Origin of the sequence: Bradyrhizobium sp. BRP19 (genome assembly GCF_020194195.1) — a bacterium.
GTDB classification, from domain to species: Bacteria; Pseudomonadota; Alphaproteobacteria; order Rhizobiales; family Xanthobacteraceae; genus Bradyrhizobium; species Bradyrhizobium yuanmingense.
Window position 1 is genome coordinate 18,393 of sequence record NZ_JADYVZ010000015.1, and the last position, 23,378, is coordinate 41,770.

General features: G+C 66.1%; 22 protein-coding genes. 8 read left to right on the plus strand and 14 right to left on the minus strand.

Annotation, left to right across the window (positions count from 1 at the left end):
* Positions 1–40 precede the first annotated feature (40 nt).
* Positions 41–856 (plus strand): DUF2927 domain-containing protein, encoded by an 816-nt coding sequence (locus tag I6F36_RS30740; protein WP_036036088.1) that lies wholly within the window; start codon positions 41–43, stop codon positions 854–856.
* Positions 857–875: 19 nt separating this feature from the next.
* Here I6F36_RS30740 and I6F36_RS30745 read toward each other — a convergent pair whose 3' ends face one another.
* Together I6F36_RS30745 and I6F36_RS30750 are read right to left on the minus strand one after the other, a co-directional pair.
* Positions 876–1,904, minus strand: coding sequence for a YcjF family protein (locus I6F36_RS30745; RefSeq protein ID WP_225172801.1), 1,029 nt, complete (start codon positions 1,902–1,904; stop codon positions 876–878).
* A complete protein-coding gene (locus I6F36_RS30750; RefSeq protein ID WP_225172802.1) occupies positions 1,901–3,370 on the minus strand; it encodes a YcjX family protein in 1,470 nt (489 codons plus the stop codon). Before I6F36_RS30750 ends, I6F36_RS30745 begins: the two co-directional genes overlap by 4 nt.
* A 185-nt stretch (positions 3,371–3,555) precedes the next feature.
* Here I6F36_RS30750 and I6F36_RS30755 point away from each other — a divergent pair, with 185 nt between their 5' ends.
* Both I6F36_RS30755 and I6F36_RS30760 read left to right on the plus strand, forming a co-directional pair.
* On the plus strand, positions 3,556–4,251 hold the full coding sequence (locus tag I6F36_RS30755) for a hemolysin III family protein (RefSeq protein ID WP_036009743.1): 696 nt from the start codon (positions 3,556–3,558) through the stop codon (positions 4,249–4,251).
* Positions 4,252–4,292: 41 nt separating this feature from the next.
* A complete protein-coding gene (locus tag I6F36_RS30760; RefSeq protein WP_036009739.1) occupies positions 4,293–5,087 on the plus strand; it encodes an SDR family oxidoreductase in 795 nt (264 codons plus the stop codon).
* A gap of 163 nt (positions 5,088–5,250) precedes the next feature.
* Here the strand turns inward: I6F36_RS30760 and I6F36_RS30765 are convergent, their stop codons facing one another.
* Entirely contained in the window at positions 5,251–5,709 is a 459-nt protein-coding gene (locus I6F36_RS30765; protein ID WP_109145220.1) for a MarR family winged helix-turn-helix transcriptional regulator, read from the minus strand.
* 75 nt (positions 5,710–5,784) lie between these two features.
* On the opposite strand from I6F36_RS30765, the gene I6F36_RS30770 reads away from it, so the two are divergent.
* Positions 5,785–6,561 carry an SDR family NAD(P)-dependent oxidoreductase gene (locus I6F36_RS30770; RefSeq protein ID WP_225172803.1) on the plus strand — a complete coding sequence of 259 codons (777 nt, stop codon included), beginning with the start codon at positions 5,785–5,787 and terminating at the stop codon, positions 6,559–6,561.
* 96 nt (positions 6,562–6,657) lie between these two features.
* On the opposite strand, the gene mdlC is transcribed toward I6F36_RS30770, so the two are convergent.
* From mdlC to I6F36_RS30790, 4 genes are all read right to left on the minus strand, one after another.
* The gene (gene mdlC / locus I6F36_RS30775) at positions 6,658–8,280 is read right to left on the minus strand and encodes a benzoylformate decarboxylase (RefSeq protein WP_225172804.1); all 1,623 of its coding nucleotides are present in this window, start codon (positions 8,278–8,280) and stop codon (positions 6,658–6,660) included.
* A 142-nt stretch (positions 8,281–8,422) separates the two neighbouring features.
* Entirely contained in the window at positions 8,423–9,274 is an 852-nt protein-coding gene (locus tag I6F36_RS30780) for a MaoC family dehydratase N-terminal domain-containing protein (RefSeq protein WP_225172805.1), read from the minus strand.
* A 15-nt stretch (positions 9,275–9,289) separates the two neighbouring features.
* Positions 9,290–10,390 carry a CaiB/BaiF CoA-transferase family protein gene (locus I6F36_RS30785; protein WP_225172806.1) on the minus strand — a complete coding sequence of 367 codons (1,101 nt, stop codon included), beginning with the start codon at positions 10,388–10,390 and terminating at the stop codon, positions 9,290–9,292.
* 10 nt (positions 10,391–10,400) lie between these two features.
* On the minus strand, positions 10,401–11,570 hold the full coding sequence (locus I6F36_RS30790) for an acyl-CoA dehydrogenase family protein (RefSeq protein WP_225144228.1): 1,170 nt from the start codon (positions 11,568–11,570) through the stop codon (positions 10,401–10,403).
* A 126-nt stretch (positions 11,571–11,696) separates the two neighbouring features.
* Here I6F36_RS30790 and I6F36_RS30795 point away from each other — a divergent pair, with 126 nt between their 5' ends.
* The gene (locus I6F36_RS30795) at positions 11,697–12,617 is read left to right on the plus strand and encodes a LysR substrate-binding domain-containing protein (RefSeq protein WP_225172807.1); all 921 of its coding nucleotides are present in this window, start codon (positions 11,697–11,699) and stop codon (positions 12,615–12,617) included.
* 108 nt (positions 12,618–12,725) lie between these two features.
* Here the strand turns inward: I6F36_RS30795 and I6F36_RS30800 are convergent, their stop codons facing one another.
* The 3 genes from I6F36_RS30800 to I6F36_RS30810 are packed head-to-tail and all read right to left on the minus strand — an operon-like array spanning position 12,726 to position 15,730.
* The gene (locus I6F36_RS30800) at positions 12,726–13,160 is read right to left on the minus strand and encodes a PaaI family thioesterase (RefSeq protein ID WP_225172808.1); all 435 of its coding nucleotides are present in this window, start codon (positions 13,158–13,160) and stop codon (positions 12,726–12,728) included.
* A 5-nt stretch (positions 13,161–13,165) separates the two neighbouring features.
* The gene (locus tag I6F36_RS30805; RefSeq protein ID WP_225172809.1) at positions 13,166–14,440 is read right to left on the minus strand and encodes a cytochrome P450; all 1,275 of its coding nucleotides are present in this window, start codon (positions 14,438–14,440) and stop codon (positions 13,166–13,168) included.
* 24 nt (positions 14,441–14,464) lie between these two features.
* The gene (locus I6F36_RS30810) at positions 14,465–15,730 is read right to left on the minus strand and encodes a cytochrome P450 (RefSeq protein WP_225113917.1); all 1,266 of its coding nucleotides are present in this window, start codon (positions 15,728–15,730) and stop codon (positions 14,465–14,467) included.
* A 309-nt stretch (positions 15,731–16,039) separates the two neighbouring features.
* On the opposite strand from I6F36_RS30810, the gene I6F36_RS30815 reads away from it, so the two are divergent.
* Together I6F36_RS30815 and I6F36_RS30820 are read left to right on the plus strand one after the other, a co-directional pair.
* A complete protein-coding gene (locus I6F36_RS30815; RefSeq protein ID WP_225172850.1) occupies positions 16,040–17,185 on the plus strand; it encodes a DUF898 domain-containing protein in 1,146 nt (381 codons plus the stop codon).
* Between the two features lie 3 nt (positions 17,186–17,188).
* On the plus strand, positions 17,189–18,298 hold the full coding sequence (locus tag I6F36_RS30820) for a M48 family metallopeptidase (RefSeq protein WP_225172810.1): 1,110 nt from the start codon (positions 17,189–17,191) through the stop codon (positions 18,296–18,298).
* 18 nt (positions 18,299–18,316) lie between these two features.
* Here the strand turns inward: I6F36_RS30820 and I6F36_RS30825 are convergent, their stop codons facing one another.
* The 4 genes from I6F36_RS30825 to I6F36_RS30840 form a co-directional block, all read right to left on the minus strand.
* Entirely contained in the window at positions 18,317–18,529 is a 213-nt protein-coding gene (locus tag I6F36_RS30825) for a hypothetical protein (protein WP_225148013.1), read from the minus strand.
* Between the two features lie 68 nt (positions 18,530–18,597).
* Positions 18,598–19,227: a uracil phosphoribosyltransferase gene (upp, locus tag I6F36_RS30830; protein WP_036009715.1), complete on the minus strand. Its 630-nt coding sequence runs from the start codon at positions 19,225–19,227 to the stop codon at positions 18,598–18,600.
* Between the two features lie 167 nt (positions 19,228–19,394).
* Positions 19,395–20,633 carry a URC4/urg3 family protein gene (locus I6F36_RS30835; RefSeq protein ID WP_225172811.1) on the minus strand — a complete coding sequence of 413 codons (1,239 nt, stop codon included), beginning with the start codon at positions 20,631–20,633 and terminating at the stop codon, positions 19,395–19,397.
* Between the two features lie 5 nt (positions 20,634–20,638).
* A complete protein-coding gene (locus I6F36_RS30840) occupies positions 20,639–21,895 on the minus strand; it encodes a GTP cyclohydrolase II (RefSeq protein WP_036028644.1) in 1,257 nt (418 codons plus the stop codon).
* Between the two features lie 348 nt (positions 21,896–22,243).
* Between I6F36_RS30840 and I6F36_RS30845 the strand changes: the two genes are divergently transcribed.
* The gene (locus tag I6F36_RS30845; RefSeq protein WP_225172812.1) at positions 22,244–23,371 is read left to right on the plus strand and encodes a threonine synthase; all 1,128 of its coding nucleotides are present in this window, start codon (positions 22,244–22,246) and stop codon (positions 23,369–23,371) included.
* The last annotated feature ends 7 nt before the right edge of the window (positions 23,372–23,378 follow it).

The following is a 23,378-nucleotide window of genomic DNA, read 5'->3' on the forward strand; positions in this document are numbered from 1 at the left end:
TCTTGTGCACGCGGGGCGAATGCGGCAGCGTCACAGCACGATGAGCGCATTCGTCCCGCCCTCGCCCGGCTTTCGCTTCGCCCTGCTGGCCCTCGCGACGCTCGCCTGCGCGCCTGACATCGCACCCATGGCTGCCGCCGGCGAGCTGCCCGCGGTGTCCTCGCGCCAGCGCGCCGAGAAGAAGAGCTTCACCGACGGCGAGATCATTGAAGGCTTCCTGAAGACGGCATTCGGCGCCGAATACCATCTTGCCGGCCGCGTCGACCGCATCCGCAAGTTCGACGGGCCGGTACGCGTCTACGCCGAGAGCGACCGCGAGGATCGCAAGACGCAGCTCGCCAAGGTCGTGGCCGACATCGGCAAGCGCGTGCAGCATCTCGACATCGCCATGATCGACACCAACGAAGCGGCGAATGTGCGCGTGAAGCTGGTGCGCGACCGCGATCTCTTCCGCACCATCTCGAGCTTCTACGGCGCCGAGAAGGCGCGCGAGATCCGCTCCTCGCTCGATCCGCAATGCCTGTCCGGCTTCCGCAAGAACGACAATTTCGAGATCGAGCATTCCGACGTCATCCTCACCGTCGACAACGGCGATTTCACCTTCCTCGATTGCGCCTATGAGGAGCTGCTGCAATCGCTCGGGCCGATCAACGACACCACGAGCGTGCCCTGGACCATGTTCAACGACAACGTCTCGATGGGCTATTTCGACGTCTACGACCAGTACATCCTCAACCTGCTGTACGATCCCCGCATCAAGGCGGGCATGACCGTGGCGGAGGTCAAGGCCGTGCTTCCCGCCGTCCTCAAGGACGTGCGCGCCTGGGTGAAGCGGGCGAATAATCTGAAGGAGTGAGGCGGTCCAAGGGAGCGATCTACTCGTCGCCGTCCTTCTTCCGCAGCAGATCCGTCGCCAGATCCGACAGCTTCGGCGGCGGCAGGGCCGCGAACGGCAGCGGCCGCGTCACATCGATCGCGGCCAATCCCAGCCGCGCGGTCAGCAGCCCGTTCAGCACGCCTTCACCCAGGCGCTGCGACAGCTTCGCCGCGATGCCGTGGCCGAGCATCTGCTGCACCAGGCTGTCGCTCGCGGCCATGCCGCCGGTGATGGCGAGATGGGCGATGACGTGGCGAAGCAGGCGGATCATGCCGAGCGCGCCTGGGCGGCCGCCATAGAGATAAGCGAGCTGGCGGATCAGGCGCAGTGCCGCCACGAACACGAACAGCACGTCGATGGCGGCGCGCGGGCTCACCGCCGTCACGATCGAGACCTTTTGCGCGGCCGACGACACCAGCCGCCGCGCCTCGGCGTCCAGCGGCGACATCAGCTCGCGCTCGGCGAGGCGGATCATGTCGGCGCCGTCGATGATCTCGCCGGCATGGCTCTCCAGCGTGGCGCGGGCGCGCGCCAGCTGCGGATTCTGGTGCGCGATCTTGAGCAGGTCCTGGACGATGACCCGGCTCTCCTTGCGATCGTCGCTGGCCAGCACGGAAGCTGCGCGCTGGTGCAGCTTCTCGATGGTCGCAAGACGCGCGAGACCGAACGCCTCGCGCCCGATCACCACCGCAAGCGCCAGCGCGGTGACGGCGGCGAAGGCAAGTCCAACGAAGCCGAGCGTCTGGCTGCGCGCGAACAGATCCTCGACCAGATGCACCACGCCGAGCCCGGTACCGAGCAGCGTCAATCCGGCGAGCCCCGACCAGAACAGCGTGCCCCAGGGAAAGCCGCGCCGCGCCGGGACTGCGGCGTGCACCGGCACCGGCAGCATCGCCGGGTCGGGCTCCGGCGTGATCTGGATGGTGGCGCGACCGAGACGGCCGGTCTCGTCGGCCTCGGCGACGACGACGCCGGGATCATCGAGCCGGAACGTCGCCGGCCGCCGGGGCTTCGATCGGTCGTTCATGCGAGCTTGTCTCCGATCAGGAACTGCAAGGCACGGTCGAGGCGGATGTGTGGCAGCGTCGGCTGGTCGGCACCCTCGCGTTCGAGCTTCGGCGGGCGGAAGCGCAGGAAGCGGAAATCGCTGTTCCCGGCCGCCTCCGACGCGAGCCCGCGGAACGCATCCGTCCCATTGAACAGCGGCTCGGGATCGAGCGGCAGATCGCCCGGAAAGGTCGCAACCTCGGTGTTGCCGTCGAAGAACTCGCCGCCGGCGCTTTCGCCCGCGGCAGGTGTTCCCAGGATCGACGGCAACTTGTCGCGGCCGTGCGCCACCTGTGCTTCGCGCGTGGCGCGCACGGCGGCGAGCGCGACGACGTCGATCGCCGCGCCGGTGTTTTCCGCGCGCGCGACCGCGCGCGAGACGGCGCGGCGCAGCACCGCCTCGAGCCGGTCGTGGCTGGAATGATGCAGATGATCCGCCTTGGTCGCCGCGAACAGGATGCGGTCGATGCGCGGCCGGAACAGGCTGGAGAGGATCGTGCTGCGGCCGGTGTTGAAGCAGTCGAGAATGCCGGCGAGCGCGGCTTCGAGATCGTGCAGCGCCTCGGGGCCGGAGTTGAACGCGGCGAGCGCATCGGCCAGCACGATCTGACGGTCGAGCCGCGCGAAATGATCGCGGAAGAACGGCCGCACCACGACGTCCTTGTAAGCTTCGAAGCGCCGCACCATCATCGCCCACAGCGATCCCTCGCCCGCCTGCCCGCCCGCAGGCACGTCCAGCGGCGCAAAGGTCAGCGCCGGCGTATCGGCGAGATTGCCGGGCATCAGGAAGCGACCGGGCGGCAACAGGCTCATCGCAAACCGCTCGTTGCGGCAGGCGCGCAGATAATCGGTGAAGAGCTTTGCGGCCGTCAGCGTCGCCTGCTCGTCCTCGCGCGCTTCGGGCTTGAGCGTCGCGAGATGACTGTGCCACTCGGCCGCGAGATGCGCGCGTGGCGCCTCGCGCGACAGCGCCAGGCTCTCCGCCGACCATTGCTCGTAGCTCTTGTGGAGCAGCGGCAGGTCCAGCAGCCATTCGCCGGGATAGTCGACGATGTCGAGCGTCAGCGTGCGGTCGGCGCCGTTCGGGCGCTGGTAGTCGATCACGAGCCTGAGCTCGCTGATGTCCACGGTCGAGCTCGGCCAGCGCCGTTCCTCGATCAGCGCGCGCAGATGGCTCTCATATGCAAAGCGCGGCACGGCATCGTCCGGCTGCGGCGCCAGGTGCGCCCGCGCGATCCGGCCCGAGGCGTAGGCCTCGAACACCGGAAACCTGCCGCCACGCGTCAGTCCATGGATCAGCGCGGTGATGAATACGGTCTTACCGGCGCGCGACAGACCGGTGACACCAAGCCGCACCGTCGGGTTGAAGAAGTGCTCGCCATAGTCGATCAGCGCCCGCGCCGACAGCCGCGCTTCCTCGACCATATCCTGGAAACTGAATGCCATATGAACGTGAGGGGATCTCGGGCGAGGGATACGCAAAACGGATTAGTCACAAAAGTGGCAATTGCCTGAAGAAATTCAAGCTTTCATACTTCCACCGCCTTTCTCGGCAAATCAGCCGTTTGAACGACCCGCCGGTCCTGAAACACCCATCCAGAGGGCATTGCCTCGAGCCTTTGCGGATTGCCATGACCGTCTTCCAGTTGAAGCAGCTTGCATCCTCTTCCGTCCACGCCGCAGCCGACGCGATCGGCTGGGACTACGATCGCGCCGAGCTGATCGCCGACGGCATCGTCCACGGGATCGGCGTGCTCGCGGGCATCATTGCCGCGACGGTGCTGGTGGTGCTGACGGCGGTCTATGCCGACGCCACCGACATCGTCGGCGTCTCCGTCTATGTCGCCGGCCTGCTCTCGATGCTGGTGCTGTCGGCGACCTATAATCTCTGGCCGGTCTCGCCGGCCAAATGGCTGCTGCGCCGCTTCGACCATTCCGCGATCTATCTCTTGATCGCCGCGACCTACACGCCGTTCATCCTGGAGCTGAAGGACAGCGTGTTCGCGCTGGTGCTGCTGGCCGGCGTCTGGTGCGTCGCAATCCTCGGCATCGTGCTGAAGCTGCTCTATCCCGGCCGGTTCGACCGCGTCTCGGTCGGCATCTATCTCGCGATGGGCTGGAGCGGCATGATGCTCTACGATGCCGTGGTCAGGGCGTTGCCCACGCTGGTGCTGGGCTTCATTCTTGCCGGCGGCCTGCTCTACAGCTTCGGCGTGATCTTCCACGCCTGGCGGCGGCTGCGCTTTCAGAATGCGATCTGGCACGGCTTTGTCTTGGCCGGCGCGGCATGTCATTATACCGCGGTGCTCGACCTCGTGTTGAGCTGAGAAGTTTCCGCGAAGCGGTATAAGACGAGAGGAGACGTCGCATGCAGGTGACCGGCAAGGTCGTGGTCGTCACGGGCGGCGCAAACGGCATCGGCAAGGCGCTGTGCGAGGCCTTTCACAATGCGGGTGCGGCCAAGGTCGTGGTGGCGGACATGGACGCCGCCAATGCGCGAGCGGTCGCGGCCATGGTCGATGGCGCCGCGTTCAAATGCGACGTCGCGCAGGAAAAGGACATCGTCCACGTCATCGAGGAGACCGAGCGGCAGTTCGGCCCGATCGCGCTGTTCTGTTCCAACGCCGGCATCGGCGGCGGCTTCGATCCAATGTCGGAGAACGCCGGTGGCGCTTCCGACGAGCCTTGGCAGCGCAGCTGGGCGATCCACGTCATGGCGCATGTCTATGCGGCGCGGCATCTCGTCCCTCGGATGAGGGCGCGCGGCGGCGGCTATTTCCTCAACACCATCTCGGCCGCGGGCCTGCTGTCGCAGGTCGGCAGCCCGGCCTATTCGACGACGAAGCACGCGGCGGTCGGTTTTGCCGAGAATCTCGCGATCTCGCACAAGGCCCACAACATCAAGGTCTCGATCCTGTGTCCGCAGGGTGTCGACACCAACATGCTGCGCTCGATTCCCAAGGGCCCGCAATCCGGCGACGGCGACCTGACGCCCGAGCAAGTGGCGAAAGACGTGCTCGCCGGCCTCGAGCAGGAGACGTTCCTGATCCTGCCGCACCCGCAAGTGCTCGGCTACATGCGCAAGAAGACCGAGAATTACGACCGCTGGATCGGCGGCATGGCCAAGATCCAGGCGAAGATGCGGGAGGAGTTCGGGAAGTGACCGTTAGGTGCTCCCACGCTAGACGCTGTCATGCCCCGCGGAGGCGGGGCATCCAGTATGCCGGCCCTGTCGGCTCAACCACAACCGGCTCAGAGTACTGGATCGCCCGCCTTCGCGGGCGATGACACCGAGCGTGTAGAAGCAGCTTCAGCAACCTCGCGCATCACACCACCGCCACCGTCTCCCCCACCCGGCTCGCGCGCAGCGCCTGCGCATAGAGCATCATGCCCTCGCACACCGTGCGCTGCTCGGCCGGCGTCAGCGCCGCCAGCGCGCCGCGGACCTGCTGCCGGCCGAACGCGTGGAGGGCCTCCAGCGTGCGCCGGCCCTTTGCCGTCAGCGACAGCAGCTTGCTGCGCGCATCCGCCTCGTCCGGCGTCTCCTTGAGCTCGCCGCAATCGATCAGCTTGCGCACCAGACGGCTGACGCTGGATTTCTCCAGCCGCAGGAAATCGCCGAGCTCGCCCGACGTCATGGGGCCACGAATGCCGATCTCCAGGATGGTGTGGACCGCCGAGGGCGGATAGCCCGAGGCCGCCACCGTGGCGTCCATGAAGCCGAGTTCGCGCACCATCAGGCGCGAGGCGGCGCGGATGTCGTCAATCAGCGAAAGCTCGGCCATGGCTTGACTCGCCCATATAGTTGTATCATACAACTATATGGGCGCAACGGCGCGCGCAAGTGTTTGGAGTGGACCATGAGCGAAGCCTTGCCGACCGGTCAGCGCATGAGCGGCAAGGTCTGCCTGATCACGGGCGGCGGCAGCGGCATCGGGCGCGCAACGGCGCTGAGGATGGCGGCCGAAGGGGCGGAAGCGATCGTCGTCGCCGGCCGGCGCGAGGCCGAGATCGAGGCCACCGCCGCCGCGTGCCGCGAGCTCGGCACGGAGGCGATCGCGCTTCAGACCGACATCACGAAGAAAGACGAGGTCGCGCGCCTCGTCGGCACAGCCGTCGGGCGCTGCGGCCGGCTCGACGTTGCCTTCAACAATGCCGGCTTCCAGGAGCGCCGCGCGCTCCTGGAGGAGCAGGGCACGGAGATCTACGACAGCGTGTTCGACACCAATGTCCGCGCGCTGTTCCTCTGCCTGCGCCATCAATTGCCGGCGATGCTGGCGCAGGGGCGCGGCAGCATCGTCGTCAACACCTCCGTCAGCGGGGTGCGCAATCCCAATCCAGGCTTTTCGCTCTACTCGGCCTCAAAGGCCGCCGCGATCTCGCTGACGCGCTCGGCGGCGATGGAGAACGCGCCGCGCGGCATTCGCATCAATGCGATCGCGCCCGGCCGCGTCGTCACAGACATGATGCTGCGCGCCGGCGTCGGCGATGTGGCGACGGTCAGCGCAGGCCTGCCGCTGCGGCGGATGGGCAGCCCGGAGGAGGTCGCCGAGGCCGTGGTGTGGCTGTCGTCGGATGCGTCGTCGTATGTCGTCGGGCATGTGCTCGCGGCCGACGGAGGTTTTTTGGCGTCGTGATGTCGTAGCCTGGATGGAGCGCAGCGCAATCCAGGGCCGACTCGCCTGTGGCAGGATTCCCGGATGACGCTGCGCTCCATCCGGGCTACGAGACGGTCAATGCTTCTGCCCGTACAGCACAGGCACTGCGGAATCCACGACGACCTCAACGAGGCTCGTGCCCGCATACGCCATGCCGCGCTTCAGCGCTTCGCCCAGCTCCGCGGCCTTCGTCACCCGCACCGCATGACAGCCCATGCCTTCGGCAAGCCGCACGAAATCGATCCCCGGCAGCTCCAGCCCCGGTACATTGCGCACCTGCATCACCTGGCTGAACGAGCGCATCGCGCCGTAGCCGGAATTGTTGATGACGACGATTGTGAGCGGCAGCTTGCGCTGCGCGGCGGTCCAGAGCGCCTGGATCGAGTACATCGCCGAGCCGTCGCCGATCAGGCACACCGTGCGCTGCTTCGGCTTGCCGAGCGCCATACCGACGGCGGCGGGCAGAGAATAGCCGAGGCCGCCGCTCGCCATGGTGTAGAAACTGTCCTGGCCGCGCATCGGCAAGAATTTTTGCATTGCCGGCCGGTGCGAGGGCACTTCCTCGACAAGTGATGCGTCATCCGGCATCGCCTGCGACAGCGAATGCAGCAGGAATTCGACCGGCAGCGGATCGGCGGGCTGCGGCGCCGGCGGCAGTGTGCGGCCTTTTGGCGCCGCGCGCCTGCTCTCCGGCAGCAGGTCGAGCAGCAGGCCGAGCGCTGGCTTCATCGTCGCGATGATGCTGGTGCCCGATGGCGTCACTGCGGCGGCATCCGCGTCATCCGTGATCTGGAAGATGGTCGCGCCGCGGTCGAAGATCGCGGCATGGCCCTCGACATGGAAGGTGAACACCGGCGCGCCGATGACGACGACGACATCGTGCTCGCGCAGCGCATCGGACAACTGCGCCGGCGAGGCGTGCAGAAAGCCTGCGAATTGCGGATGCCTCTCGGGGAACGAGCAGCGTGCCGAGAACGGGCTTACCCAGACGCTCGCCTTGCTCTTCTCGGCGACGCGCACCATCAGATCCACCGCGCCGGCGCGATCGACTCCGGGGCCGACGACGAGCGCAGGGTGTTTGCTTGAGGCGAGCGCCGCAACCAGCGCCTTCATCGGCTCCAGCTCAGGGCCGATCTCGCGGCTCACTTTCCGCGCCTCTACCGGCGCGCAGGCATGGGCCCAGTCGTCGATCGGAATCGACACGAAGGTCGGCCCGCACGGCGGCTGCATCGCGGTGTAATAGGCGCGCGCGATCGCTGCCGGTACGTCCTCCGGCCTTGCCGGTTCGACACTGTACTTGACATAAGGCCGCGGAAACTCGGAGGCGCGCTCGGCATAGAGGAACGCCTGCAGAGGCAGGATCGAGCGGGCCTGCTGGCCCGCGGTGATCACCAGCGGCGTCTGGTTGCGATGCGCGGTGTAGATGTTGCCGAGCGCGTTGCCAACGCCGGCGGCCGAATGCAGGTTGACGAAGCCGGCATTGCGCGTTGCCTGCGCATAGCCATCGGCCATGCCGACAGCGGAAGCTTCCTGCAGCGCCAGCACGTAGTCGATATCGTCGGGCCAGTCACTGAGGAACGGCAGCTCGGTCGAACCAGGGTTGCCGAACACCCGGTCGATGCCGAAGGCGCGCAGCAGGTCGAGCGTCGCCTGCTTCACGGTGACGGGCTTGCTGCCGGTCTTGCCGTTCCTGGCCATGAGTTTCCGTCCCTGCGTTTATTGATTGAACGTAGCGGCCCCACCCGTCATTGCGAGCGAAACGAAGCAATCCAGAATCTCTCCGCAGAGGCAGTCTGGATTGCTTCGTCCCTTCGCTCCTCGCAACGACGAGGAGAGACTATCACCACACCGCCGTGCCCTTCATCGTCGGCTGCCCCTCCGCGTTCGCGGTCCAAAGCTCCATCCCCGCCTCGGTCTCGTTGGCGTTGACGGAGAACTCCGTGCCCTCGAACAGCGGCTGCACGCCGCGATACGAGAACTTCTTCGGCGCCTTGCCGCCACGAAGCTTGGCCGCCATCTCGACGATCAGCGCCGCCTGCAGCGGGCCATGGAAGATCAGGCCCGGATAGCCCTCGACCTTGGTGACGTAATCGCGGTCGTAATGGATGCGGTGGCCGTTGAAGGTCAGCGCGGAGTAGCGGAACAGCAGCACGGGATCGGACACATGCGTTTCGCGATGCTGCGCCTTGGGCGGCGGAGGCGACGCCTTGCCGCCAGCCGGCGCGCTGCCAGTCATCTCGCGATAGACGATGTCCTGCCGCTCGCGGATCGCCGTGCCTCTCGGCGAGGAGATGCTGTGCTCGACCGAGACGAAGCACAGCGTGCCGGTCGAGCCCGTCTTCACTTGCACGTCTGCGATGCGTGATGTTCGCGTCGATTCATCGCCGACGCACAAGGGCTGCAAGAACTCGATCTCGCCGCCGGCCCACATCCGGCGCGGCAGCGGCACCGGCGGCAGGAAGCCGCCGCGGGTCGGGTGGCCGTCGGGCCCTAACATCGACATCGGGAACACCGGCTGCGCCAGGCACCAGTGCGCCGTGAACGGCGCAGCGTCGCCCGCCTTGGGCTCGCCGACCTCCTGGAACAGCGTCGCGCGCAGGCCCTTGACGAGCTGCGCGGTGACGATGTCGGTGGCCTCCTGGCTGCGCCCGATCCATTGCCGGAGATGATCGATGTCGAGCTTCTCGGTCATGACGCCTCGCTCTCTTTATTTGGACTGAGGACGCTCGCCGATGGCGGGCACGGCGCCGTAGCTGCGCGTCTCGCCGACGATGATCGGCGCCGGCGCGGGATAGCTGACGCGGCCGTTCGGCGTGTCGACCTCGATCCGCCGCAGATGCGGATGGTTGGCGAGGTCGGCCATGGTGTTGACCTCGGCGAATGCGATGTCCGCGTCCGACAGCCGCTTCAAGAGCTCGTCGCGAGTCATCTTGCCGAAAGCATCCGCCACCGTCGTGTCGGTGAAATCGCGGTTGCGCACGCGCTCGACCATGTTCGCGACGCGGGGATCGGCCGGCAGGTCCGGCTGATCCAGCACCTTCGCGCACAGCGTCTTCCACTCGCGCTCGCTCTGGATCGAGATCAGGATGTCCTTGCCGTCCTTCGAGGTGAACACGCCATAGGGCGCGATCGAGGGATGGCGCAGGCCCATGCGCTTGGGTGAATTGCCGGCTTCGGCATTGAGCAGCGGCACGGTGCACCAATCCGCCATCACGTCGAACATAGAGATGCGGATGTCGGCGCCCTTGCCCGTGCGCCCGCGCGCGATCAGCGCCTCCAGGATCGCGGCATGCGCGGTGGCGCCGGTTGCGACGTCGACGATCGACATGCCGACGCGCGAGGCGCCGTCGGGATTGCCGGTGATCGAGGCGAGCCCGCTCTCGGCCTGGATCAGGAGATCATAGGCCTTGCGGTGGGCGTAGGGACCTTCGTCACCATAACCGGTGATGGTGCACGAGATCAGCTTGGGATAGTCCTTCAAGAGCCGCTCGCGCGAGAAGCCGAGCTTGTCCATCGAGCCGGGTTTCAGGTTCTGGATCAGCACGTCGGCACTCGCGATCAGCTTCTCCAGCTCGGCGCGGCCTTCCTTCGTGGTGAGATCGACCACCGCCGATTGCTTGCCGCGATTGAGCCAGACGAAATAGCTGCTCTGGCCCTTGGCCGCCGCGTCATAGCCGCGGGCGAAATCGCCCTCGGGCCGCTCGATCTTGATCACCTCCGCGCCGGCATCCGCCAGGCGCGAGGAGCAGAACGGCGCCGCCACCGCCTGCTCGACCGCAATCACCCTGATCCCGTCCAATGCTCCCATGGCCGCCACCTCAGTACGAGCGCGGCATGCCGAGCACGTGCTCGGCGACGAAGGACAGCACGAGGTTGGTCGAGATCGGCGCCACCTGGTAGAGCCGCGTCTCGCGGAACTTGCGCTCGACGTCGTATTCCTCGGCAAAGCCGAACCCGCCATGGGTCTGGATGCAGGCGTTCGCCGCTTCCCAGGACGCATCCGCCGCCAGCATCTTGGCCATGTTGGCCTCCGCGCCGCAATCGAGCCCGGCCTCGTATTTGCGCGTGGCTTCCTTCACCATCAGCTCGGCCGCGCGCATCGAGGCGTAGGCTTTTGCGATCGGAAACTGGATGCCTTGATTCTGGCCGATCGGCCGGCCGAACACGGCGCGCTCCTTGGCGTAGTTCGTCGCCTTCGCGATGAACCACTTTGCGTCGCCGACGCATTCGGCCGCGATCAGGATGCGCTCGGCATTCATGCCGGAGAGGATGTAGCGAAAGCCCTTGCCTTCCTCGCCGATCAGATTCTCCGCCGGCACCCTCATGTCGGTGAAGAACACTTCGGTGGTGGCGTGGTTCATCATGGTGCGGATCGGGCGGATCTCGAGACCGTTGTTCTTGGCCTCGCGCATGTCGACGATGAACACCGACAAGCCATCGGTGCGCTTCTTGACCTGGTCCTTCGGGGTGGTGCGCGCCAGCAGCACCATCAGATCGGAATGCTCGGCGCGGCTGGTCCAGATCTTCTGGCCGTTGACGATGTAGCTGTCGTTGCCGTCCTTGCGCGCGAACGTCTTCAGCGAGGAGGTGTCGGTGCCGCTGGTCGGCTCGGTGACGCCGAACGCCTGCAGGCGCAACTCGCCGCTCGCGATCTTCGGCAGGTACTTTGCCTTCTGCTCGGCATTGCCGTGCCTGAGCACCGTGCCCATCGTGTACATCTGGGCGTGGCAGCCGCCGCCGTTGCAGCCGGCGCGCTGGATCTCTTCCAGGATCGCGGCGGCCGCCGACAGCTTCAGGCCCGCGCCGCCGTATTCCTCGGGAATCAGCACCGAGAGATAGCCGGCCTCGGTCAGCGCATCGACGAACGCCTTGGGGTAGGCCATCTCGCGGTCGAGCTTGCGCCAATATTCGCCGGGGAACTGGGCGCAGAGCTTGGCTATGGCCTCGCGGATGTCGGCGTAATCTTCGGCGTGGTGTTCTTGACTCATGGCGTTTCCAATTCTCAGCGGCAGTTAAAGATAACGCCGGCCAACCCACGGGCGTTGTGAAAACAATGCCCGCCCCCTATGCTCATTTGTTATAGCGTATGGAGTAGCCTTCCAGGATTGGCAAGCATGGATTTCCGGCAGCTCAGGACCTTCAGTTGCGTGGCGGAGCTCGGCAGCCTGTCCAAGGCCTCCGACACCTTGCGCGTGGCGCAGCCGGCGCTCTCCCGGCAGATCAAGCTGCTGGAACACGAGCTGCGCACCGAACTCTTCACGCGCAACGGCCGCGGCATGGTGCTGACCGAGGCCGGCCGCCTGCTGCTCGCACGCACCTCCGGCATCGTGCGGCAGATCGACCAGATCCGCGACGACATCCAGTCGGCCAAGGGGCCGCCGTCCGGCCAGGTCGTGCTCGGCCTGGTTCCGACCGTGAGCTGCGTGCTGTCGGCGCGCTTTGCACGGCGCTGTGTCGAAAAATTTCCCGGCATCTCGCTGCGCATCGTCGAGAGCTACAGCGGGCATCTGGTCGAATGGCTGCATCGCGGCGAGATGGATCTCGCCATCCTCTACGGCCGCTCGGCCGACCTGCATCTGAACGTGCAGAGCCTGGGGCGCGACAACATCGTCGCGGTAGGTCCGCGCGGCTGCGGCTTGGCGCGCAAGAAGAGCGTCGACATCGGCTGGCTGCTGCGGCAACGCCTGGTGCTGCCCTCTCATTCCCACGGCCTCCGCGCGCTGATCGAGCACGCCGCGGCGCGCAAGCGCATCAAACTCGACGTGCAGCTCGAGGCCGACTCGTTCAGGGTGCTCACGAGCCTTGTCGAGGAGGGGCTCGGCTTCGCATTGCTGCCGCCGTCTTCGGTCCATGCCGAGGTCGCGGATGGTCGGCTGGAAGCTGCGCCGATTTCGAAGCCGATGTCGCGTGAGCTCATCGTGGCCTCTCCGATCGAGCGCCCGGTGACGACAGCGACCGCCGCCGTGACGGCGCTGCTGCGGGAGGAAATCGCGGCCTGCCGCAAGGAAGGCATCTGGGACATCAAGCTGGCCTGAAGGGTCTACGGCCTAGCCGGCCGTTTCCCCAGTGCTTAGGCTCCGAAAAGGCGCCGTTCCCTTCTCATTTTGCTTGAGCAGTCATGCCGGAATTCTATAGCGCGCGTATCATGGCCGCGCCGGCATCTCGACCGCGCGCATGGTCGCGAGCCCGAAGGCGCAGACGCGCCGGTTTCCCTTCGACTCTGAAACCACTTCCACCTTGGCGACCGCGATCGAGCCGCCAACCTGGATTGCCTCGGCGCTCGCGATGATTTCTTCGCCGTCGGCAGGTCCCAGGAAGTTGATCTTGATCTCGACCGTGACGGCGATGCGGCCCTTCGGGAGCGCGGTGCTGACCGCGGCGCCGGCGGCCTGGTCGGCCAGGCCCGCGATCACGCCGCCGTGGAAATGGCCGAAGAATTGCGTCAGCTCCGGTTTCTTGGTCAGCGCCAGCGCAACATTGCCCGGCTCGGCTGCAACGACGCGCATGCCTGAGGATTGCGGGAAGCCCGACATCGCCATGATGTCTGCGAGCATGTCGATCGAGTTGGTCTCTGCCATAGTGGTCAGCCCGGTATCCGCACCGGCAGCGACTCATAGCCCTTGATGAAGCTCGAATAGATCCGCTTGGGCTCGCCGACCACCTCGATGCGGTCGAAGCGCTTCAGCATTTCTTCCCAGACGATGCGCAGCTGCAGCTCGGCGAGGCGCATGCCGACGCAGCGGTGGATGCCGAAGCCGAAGGACAGGTGCGTGCGCGGGCGCGGGCGGTCGATGATGAACTCGTCCGGCTTGTCGAACATCTCCTCGTCGCGGTTGCCGGAGACGTACCACATCACGACGCGGTCGCCCTTCTTGATGTGCTTGCCGCCGATCTCGGTGTCCTGCAATGCGGTGCGACGCATATGCGCCAGCGGCGTCTGCCAGCGGATCACCTCCGGCACCATGGAATCGATCAGCTCCGGATTGGCGCGCAGCTTGTCGTATTGCTCCGGGTTCTCGTTCAGCGCCAGCACCGAGCCGGTCATGGTGTTGCGCGTGGTGTCGTTGCCACCGACGATGAGCAGGATGATGTTGCCCATGAGGTTGTCGGGGTCCATGTGGCGCGTGGCCTCGTTGTGGGCCATCAGCGACAACAGATCGTTGCGCGGCGCGGAGTTGACACGCTCGTTCCAGAGCTTGGACATGTAGGCGTAGCACTCGTCCATCTCGCGGCGGCGCTCTTCGGCGCTGGCGACGATGCCGCTCTTGGGCAGCGCGGTGGAAACGTCGGACCAGCGCGTCAACTTGCGCCGCTCCTCCCAGGGGAAGTCGAACAGGGTCGCCAGCATCTGCGTGGTCAGCTCGATGGAGACGCGCTCGACGAAGTTGAACGTCTCGTTGCGCGGCAGATTGTCCAGCACGGTCTGCGAGCGCTGGCGGATCAGCTTTGCCAGCTCGTCCAGGTGTGTCGGCGTGAACATCGGCGAGACCGTCTTGCGCTGCGCCGAATGCCGGGGCTGGTCCATCGCGATGAAGCTCGGATAGTCGTAGCCTTCCGGCACGTCGCGGATCGAGATGCCGCCGAGCTTGGAATCCGAGGAGAAGATGCCGTGATTGGTGTCGACATGCATGATGTCGTTGTACTTCACCACCGACCAATACGGCTCGATCGGCGCATTGGTGCAGTAATGCACCGGCTCTTCCTTACGCAGCCGCTCGAACCAGGGCCACAGCGTGTCGTCCTGGAACAACCGGGGCGCGCCGGGGTGGAATTGCGACAACGGCGTCGCATAGGCCTCCTCGCGGGCCCTGCGCATGCGTTCGGCCTTGTCCACTTTAACCGGCGCTTGGATGTTCATGATCGTGGCTCCGTTGCGTTCGACTCACGCAGCAATCTTCACCGGCAGCGTTTCGATACCCTTTACAAAACTCGAATAGACCCGGGTGGGTTCGCCGACCACATCAATATGGTCGAACCGCTTGAGAATTTCCTCCCAAATAATCTTGAGCTGGAGCTCGGCGAGCCGCAGGCCGACGCAGCGATGGATGCCGAAGCCGAAGGACAGGTGCGTACGCGGGCGGGCGCGGTCGATGATGAACTCGTAGGGCCTGTCGATCACGTCCTCGTCGCGGTTGCCCGAGACGTACCACATCACGACCTTGTCACCCTTCTTGATCTGCTTGCCGCGGAACTCGAAATCGGACAGCGCGGTGCGGCGCATATGCGCGAGCGGCGTCTGCCAGCGGATCACCTCCGGCACGAAACTGTCGAGCAGGTCAGGGTTCTCGCGCAGCTTGCGATATTGCTCCGGATGCTGGCTCAGCGCGAGAAGCGAGCCCGACATGGTGTTGCGCGTGGTGTCGTTGCCGCCGACGATCAGGAGGATGAGATTGCCGAGGAAGTTCTTCGCATCCATGTCGCGCGTAGCAGTGCCATGCGCCATCATCGACAATAGGTCGCTCTTCGGCGGCTGTTCGATGCGCTGCTTCCACAGCTTCGAGAAATAGGCCGCACATTCCGTCAGCTCGGCCTGCCGCTCGTCCTCGGTCGCGACCAGGCCGTCAGGCCCGGGAATCGTGGTGGCGACGTCGGACCAGCGCGTCAGCTTGCGGCGATCCTCCCAGGGGAAATCGAACAGCACCGCAAGCATCTGCGTGGTGAGCTCGATCGACACGCGGTCGACCCAGTCGAACACCTCGCCGCGGGGAAGGTTGTCCAGGCACTCGGCCGAGCGCTTGCGGATGTTGATGGCGAGATTGTCCAGATGCGTCGGCGTGAACATCGGCGCCACGGTCTTGCGCTGGGCGGCATGGCGCGGCGGGTCCATCGAAATGAAGCTCTCACGGCGTAGATCCGGATCGATGTCGCGGATGGTGATGCCGCCGAGCGCGGAGGCCGAGGAGAACACCGCATGGTTGGTCTCGATCTCCATGATGTCGTTGTAGCGCGTCACCGACCAGTACGGCCCGAACATCGAGTCCTTGCAGTAATGCACGGGATCCTCGCGGCGCAGCCGATCGAAATAGGGCCAGAACGTATCGGTCCTGAACAATTCGGGGTCGCCGGGATCGAACTGCTCCAGCGGCAGCGACATCGCGCGCTCGCGCAAGGCGTCGAGCTTGGCCGCGCTTTCGATGGTCCCATGCATGACCGTTCTCCCTGAATATGAACCGCGCGTCGTTGAATTCTGCGCTGCGGTATTTGATCTGCAATTACAGCCGGTTGTCTGCGCCGGGGCAAGGGAGAGTTTTGCCACATCCAGCCTTCACGAGCGCGTTGCACGATCGTCACGACGCCACGAGAACGTGACCTCCCGCACGCCGAACGACAGAGAATCGTGCGAGAAACCCGCTGGAATCGAGCTAAATCGAACCCGCTCATCTTGGGGATCGACTAACCTCTGATCTATAGTTTGGCCGGAACAGATCCGCATCCCGAGGTTGCCGCCGTGAACGACATGCAATGGACCCCGATCGGGTCCGAACCCTTGCCCCCGCCGCTGCCGGCGACGCGGGTCGATTTCTCCGGCAGCCGCTCCGAGTTCCGCAAAATGGTCACCAAGGGTGCCATGCTCGAGCTCGTGACCTTCGGCTTCTACCGGTTTTGGCTCGTCACCGACATCCGCCGTCATCTGTGGACGCACACCGCGATCGATGGCGATGCGGCCGAATACACCGGACGGGCCAAGGAGCTCCTGGTCGGCTTCCTGTTCGCGCTCGCGATCCTGTTGCCGATCTATCTCGCCTATTTTCTCATTGGCATCGAGTTCGAGCGCTGGCAGGCCTTTGCCTCGACGCCGCTATTCATCGCCTTCTACGCCTTCGGCCAGTTCGCGATTTTTCGCGCGCGGCGCTACCGCCTGACCCGCACGGTCTGGCGCGGCGTCCGCTTCTGGATGGACGGCTCCGGCTGGGCTTACGCGTTTCGCGCCATGCTATGGGGCTTGCTGGTGCTCCTGACGCTCGGTCTCGCGCTGCCCTGGCGCGCGGCGGCGCTCGAACGCTACAAGATGCGGCACACCCATTACGGCGATCTCCGCGGCGATTTCGACGCCGACGGCTGGACCTTCTTCAAGCGCGGCTGGTGGCTCTGGCTGCTCAGCCCGATCGCGCTGATCATCTTCCCGCTCGCACCGTTCTTCTATGCCGAGTTCAAGGCGCGCGAATGGCGCTGGTGGCTCGACGGCATCCGCATCGGTGGCGTCAGCCTGTCCTCGGAATTGCCTCATGATGCCTTCTACGGCCTGTATTGGAAAGTGATCGGCTGGTGGATGCTGCTCACGGTCGCGTTCGCAGCCTATATGGGCGGCAGCGCCTTCCTGGTCGTCTCGCTCACCGGCGTTTCCGCCGAGGAGATCTTCGCCGGCGACAATGCGACGAAGAGCATCCCGATGGTGGCGATGATGGTGATCGGCTATTTCGCGCTCGCTCTTGCCATCAACATCGTCATGCGGGTCTATCTTCAACGCGATCTTTGGGCCAAGGTGCTGGAGACCGTCGAGGTGCACAACATCTGGGCCGCGGCGGACGTGCGCGGCAGCGGTCAGCTTGCCGGCGCGCTCGGCGAAGGCTTTGCCGACGGACTCGATGTCGCGGGATTCTGAGCTGTGAGTGACGTGTTTGCCGAGACCCCGGCGCAGTCGGAGAGTCCGACCATCTTCTTCGACGGCGTGTCGAGCCGCAGACGGCAGGTGACGCTGACGCTCAGTGATGCGCTCGAGATCGCCGAGGACGGCGCAACGCCTGTTCGCTGGGCCTATGCCGACGTTCGCCGCGCCGACAGTCCCCCCGGAATCCTGCGCCTGGCTGCGACGTCTGCACCGCCTCTGGCGCGGCTGGAGATCCGCGATGCCGTGCTCGCCGCGGACGTAGCCGCGCGCTGCACGCGCCTCGACGAGCACCGGACGACGCGCAGCGGCGTCGCGAAAATCGTGGGCTGGTCGGTTGCCGCCGCCGTCTCCATCGTCTGCGTCGTCCTGTTCGGCGTGCCGCTCGCCGCCGACCGGCTCGCGCCGCTGGTGCCGAAGCCCGTGGAACGGCGCATCGGCGACGCCGCCGAAGTGCAGATGAAAACCATCTTCGGCCGCGGCGTGTGCGAAGACCCCGCGGGCAAGGCCGCGTTCACGAAGCTCGTCAACCGCCTGCGCGATGCGGCCGGCCTCGACGACTCAATGACGGCCGGCGTGCTGCCGAGCTCGATACCGAATGCCTTCGCGCTGCCCGGCGGCAAGGTGTTCGTGCTGAAGGGCCTGCTCGACAAGGCCGAAAGTCCCGACGAGCTCGCCGGCATCCTCGCCCACGAGCTCGGCCATCTCAAGCATTACGACAACATGCGCGGCCTGATCTACAACGGCGGCACCTCGTTCCTGATCGGCCTCTTGTTCGGCGACATCACCGGCTCCTCGGCCGTGATCTTCGCCTCGCGCAGCCTGGTCGAAGCGTCCTATTCGCGCGAAGCCGAGACCGGCGCCGACACCTTCGCGATCGAGATCATGCATGCGCTCGGCCGGTCGCCGAAGCCCGCGGCCCAGCTGATGTTCCGCATCACCGGCAAAGAGGGCGGCTCCGGCCTGACGAATATCCTCGCCAGCCATCCGCTGACCGAGGACCGCCTCGCGCGCATGACGAAGGAGGACCGGCCCGCCAGCGGCCCGCCGCTGCTGACCGACACGGAGTGGCAGGCACTGAAGGGCATTTGCCGCAGCGGGAAGGTGTGACGGCCCGCTCCTGGCGCATCACTTCGCCGGCGCAGCCGGTGGATTCGATCCGGTGGTGACGTTCGGCGCCGTGTTCGGGTTCGAGGTCGTGGTCTGGGGACCGAACTCGCGACCATTGTAGAAGAAGACGGCCGCGACCACGGCGATCACGAAGATCGCGCCGACCGCCCAGCCGACCGGGCTGTTGCGGCGCGCTCTGTCGGCCCTGCGGTCGTCATTCTGATAGGTCATCGTTGCTCTCCATCGCAAAGCAGGAGAACCTCGCGCGGTGGAAGCTGTTCCTAAAACGCGCCCAGCACTTACCGCGTTCCGTAGGCGCGGTCGCCGGCATCGCCGAGGCCCGGCAGGATGAACCCGTTGTCGTCGAGCCCTTCATCCACCGCCGCCGTCCAGATCGGCACGTCCGGGTGCAATCCGCGCAGCCGTTCGAGCCCTTCCGGTGCGGCGATCAGGCAGGCGAGGCGGATGTCCCTGGCGCCGCGCTCCTTCAGCCGGTCGATGGCGGCGACGGCGGTGTTGGCGGTGGCGACCACCGGCGTCACCACGATGGCGAGGCGCTCGCTGAGGTCAGACGGCGATTTGAAGAAATACTCCACCGCGGCAAAGCTGTGCGGCTCGCGGTAGAGCCCGATATGGGCGACGCGCGCGGTCGGCACCAGATCCATCATGCCGTCGACGAAGGTGGTGCCGGCGCGCAGCATCGGCACGAATACCAGCTTCTTGCCGGCGATCTTGGCCGAGTGCATCGTCGCCAGCGGCGTCTCGATCACGGTGTCGGTGAGCGGCAGGTCGCGCGTCACCTCGTAGCACAGCAGCATGCCGATCTCCTTGATCAGCTCGCGGAACGACTTGGTCGAGATGGACTTGTCCCGCACCAGCGTCAGCTTGTGCTGCACCAGCGGATGATCGACGATCGTGACGCCTTCCATGATGAGATGCTCTTGCTTTTCCCTTCTCCCCTTGTTGGAGAAGGTGGCGCGAAGCGCCGGATGAGGGGTATCTCTCCGCGAACTCCAACTGAGAGATGTGCCCGCGGCGACAACCCCTCACCCGGCTTCGCTTCGCGAAGCCACCCTCTCCCACAAGGGGAGAGGGTTTAAAACACCGTGCCGTCGCTGATCACCTTGAGCGGCGGCGATCCATCGGGACGGCGTGCGAATGCGATGGCGCGGCCCGCCGCCCACGTGCCGCCTTCGAGGATGCTCGCAAGCGGCAAGGTCCGAGGGGTGCGGCCGAGCTTGGCGCGAATGCGCTCCGCCAACCTGTCGAGCAATGCAACCGTCAGCGCGCGCCACTCCACGACGAGCAGCGAATCCACTTCATGCGCACGCGCGGCATCGGCGGCATCGCGCAGGCGCAGCACGTCATGATCGACGAACAGACCGCCGTTGCGGTATTCGGCGAGCCCGGTCAGGCCATCGATGTCGGTCACCTCAAAGCCGGCGCGCTGCAGCGGCTCGATCAGCGAATAGCTCAGCCATTGCGACAGCTTGTGCAGCGGCACGAGGCCTGCCGTGCCGTCGTCCGCCTTGATCGCCGGATGCCGCCAGCAATCGCCGAGCGGCACGCCCGCAAGCTCAAGTCGCGACGGCCAGATCGGTCCGAGCTGGTTCAGCACCGCGGACAGGATCGCGGGCGCTGCGACGGCGCCGCCGATCGCCTGCGCTGCGATATGATCGAACAGCCCGCCCGGCCGCGGCGTATCGTGCAGGCCGAACACGTCCGCACGCTCCGAGACCTGCCTGCCCAGACGCCGCAGCAGGTCGGTGCGTCCCTCCAGGCCGAGCAGCGGATTGGCCTCGGTCACCTGAAAGGCGGAGGTGAGTGAGCCAAGAGGCAGTCTTTCAAGCACCTCCGCATCGGCCCTGAACGGCGTACGCGCATCGCGCGAAAACAGCCCGCTCGCGAACATGTCGAGGCTCGCGATCGCGAGCCCTTCCGATCGCCCTACGTCTGCTCCCGTCACGCTGTCGCGATAGCGCCAAGCTGCGCCGGCGCCGGCATCGAGCAGCACGCTGACGATGGCGAGGTCGAACTCGGCGCGCGCTTGCGCCGCGCGATCCGGCCAGGACGCAGCATCGGCAAGCCGGGCCCAGCGGTCGATGCCGCCGAGCACGAAGTGCCGCCAGCGCGCATGAAAGGGAATGTCGAGTGTCGGATAGGCTTTACGGGTCACCGCGAGCACGGCATCGGCAACGCCATCGATGCGGTCGAGATCGACCGTGAAATGGGTGAGCCCGCCGGCAAGGCCGAGCTCGAGCATCTGTCCGGCGCGCGCGCGCACCGCCTTTGCGGTGAGCAGCGCGCGTGCCTGCGATTCCAAAGCGTCCGCCATCGCGATCAGTATTTTTCCAGCGAACGCCCGACCACGCCGTTCACGTCCTTTTCCGGTGCGATGTCGGTCGAGTAGTAGCCCGCGGCCTTCTTCGCGGCGATCTCGACATGGGCGTCGGCCGGAATCAGCTCCAGCGGGATCGGCACGCGCTCGACGATGTCGATGCCTTGCGAGGTCAACGCGTCGTATTTCATGTCGCTCATCGACAGGAAGCGGTCGATGCGCTTGAGGCCGAGCCAATGGATCGTATCCGGCATCAATTGCTGGAAGCGCGCGTCCTGGACGCCAGCCACACACTCGGTGCGCTCGAAATAAGCGGCGGCCGCATCGCCGTCCTCCTGCCGCTTGCGCGCATTGTAGACCAGGAATTTGGTGACCTCGCCGAGCGCGCGGCCTTCTTTGCGGTTGTAGACGACGAGCCCGAGCCCGCCCTCCTGCGCGCCGCGCGCGGATTCCTCGATGCCGTGGATCAGATAGGGCCGGCAGGTGCAGATGTCGGAGCCGAACACATCGGACCCGTTGCACTCGTCATGCACGCGGCAGGTGATCCTGGTGCGATGGTCCGGCAGTTTCGTCACGTCGCCGAACAGGTAGACCGTGGTGCCGCCGATCGGCGGCAGGAACACCTTCATGTCCGGGCGCGTCACCAGCTCCGGGAACATCCCGGCGGTCTGCTCGAACAGCGTGCGCCGCAGCTCGGTCTCGCCGGTGCCGAAGCGCGCCGCAAGGCCCGGCAGGTACCACACCGGATCGATCGCGATCTTCACCACCGACACGCTGCCACTGGCGTGCACGACCTCGCCATCGGCGCGCAGCCGCTTTGCGGCGAGCGCATCGCGAATCTCCGGCAGGTCGAGCCGCGCCCGAGTCACCGCGATGCTCGGGCGGATGTCCGCGCCCTCGGCGATCTCCTGGCGAAAATTCTCGGCGACCAGATGCCCCCAGGGATCGAGCGCGACGATTTTTGTGGGATCGGTCCATTGCTCGAACGGACCGATGGTGGCGGCCGGAAAGGTATTGGTGAGGTCAGGACGCCTGATCGGGTCCAGCGCCCCGGCGGAGACCGCGAGCGCGCGGTACATCGCGTAGGACCCGCCATGGCTGCCGATCACGTTGCGATCCCCGGCGCGCGACACCGTACCGATGATCGGCCCGCGCGCGCGCGCATCAGCGGCGCCCCAATGGATGGGAAAGGCGGCCTTCCTGCCCGGCTCCGGATGGGAGGTCAGGCGGATGTGGTCGGTACGGTTGGCACGGCTCATGTCCAGGCTCCCAAAAAGCCAACGGCCCGCCGCTCGGACGGGCCTGGCTCACTTGCGACGCCGAACCGGCGGCGCAAGCTCAATCCAACATATTGTAGCGGCCGGCGACGACAGACAAGTTAATCGTGGCAGGGCGCAGGGGCCGTTCGGGGCCAAATTCCCGTCATCGAGAGGGCCGTCAGGCCGTCGCATCCGATGCCAGCGCGCCCATCGCGCTTGCCGCTCGGCCTGCGAGGCCAGTTTAAGGAATTGAAATAGTTCCATTTTTCGTGTTTTCAAGGTGTTGCTTCGTTTCGTGCGGTGGGCTTCAAGTTCGGCGCACCGCGCTGCCCTGCCTTGGAGACTGCTATGCCTGCCGCCAGCTACATCGATCCCCGCAACGGAAAGCTCTATCCCTTGGACCAGCCGCGCTGGTGCTCAGACGAGCGCACGCCGCTGCTGGTGACGCCGGGGGCGGGCATCTCACGCGAGGACATCGATGGCCGGACGCGGTCGCTCTGGCGCTACCGGGCGGCGCTGCCGGTCGAGATCGAGAACCCGATTACGCTCGGCGAGGGCTGCACGCCGCTGGTCCAGCAGGACTGGGGCGCGCTGCGCCCGCTGTTCAAGCTCGAATGGTTCAACCCGACAGGCAGCTTCAAGGACCGCGGCTCGGCGGTGATGCTGTCGTTCCTGCGACAGATCGGCGTCGACGCCATTCTGGAGGATTCCTCCGGCAACGGCGGCTCATCCATGGCGGGGCTGGGTGCGGCCGGCGGCATGCGCGTCAAGATTCTGGCGCCGGCCTCGACGTCGCCGGCCAAGATCGCGCAGGTGCGCGCCTACGGCGCGAGCGTGCAGCTCGTCGAGGGCCCGCGCGAGGAATCCGAAGCCGAGGCCATCCGCCAGTCGAGCCAGACCTTCTACGCCAGCCACAATTGGCAGCCGTTCTTCCTCGAAGGCACCAAGTCGCTGGCCTACGAGATCTGGGAAGATCTGGGTTTCCGCGCGCCCGACAACGTCATCATTCCCGTCGGCGCCGGCAGCAGTCTGCTGGGTTGCGCCTTCGGCTTCCGCGAGCTGATGAAGGCCGGGCAGATCTCGAAGCTGCCGCGCCTGTTCGCGGCGCAGCCGCTCAATTGCTCGCCGATCGATGCAAGCTTCAAGGCCGGTGTCGATACGCCCGTCGCGCGCGAGGTGAGCAAGACCGTTGCCGAGGGCACCGCGATCAAGACTCCCCTCCGCCTGCGTGAGATCATCGCCGCCCTGCGCGAGAGCGGCGGCGGCACCATCGCGCTCACCGAGGACGAGATCGTCGCCGCCCTGCGCCGCCTCGCGCGCCAGGGCCTGTTTGCCGAGCCGACCAGCGCCAGCGCGGCTGCGGCGCTCGACAAGCTCGCCGCAACCGGCGCCATCAATGCGAACGAGACCACGGTGGCCGTTCTCACCGGCACCGGCCTCAAGGCCGCAACCACCGTCGCCGATCTCGTGCAGTAGGCTCGCG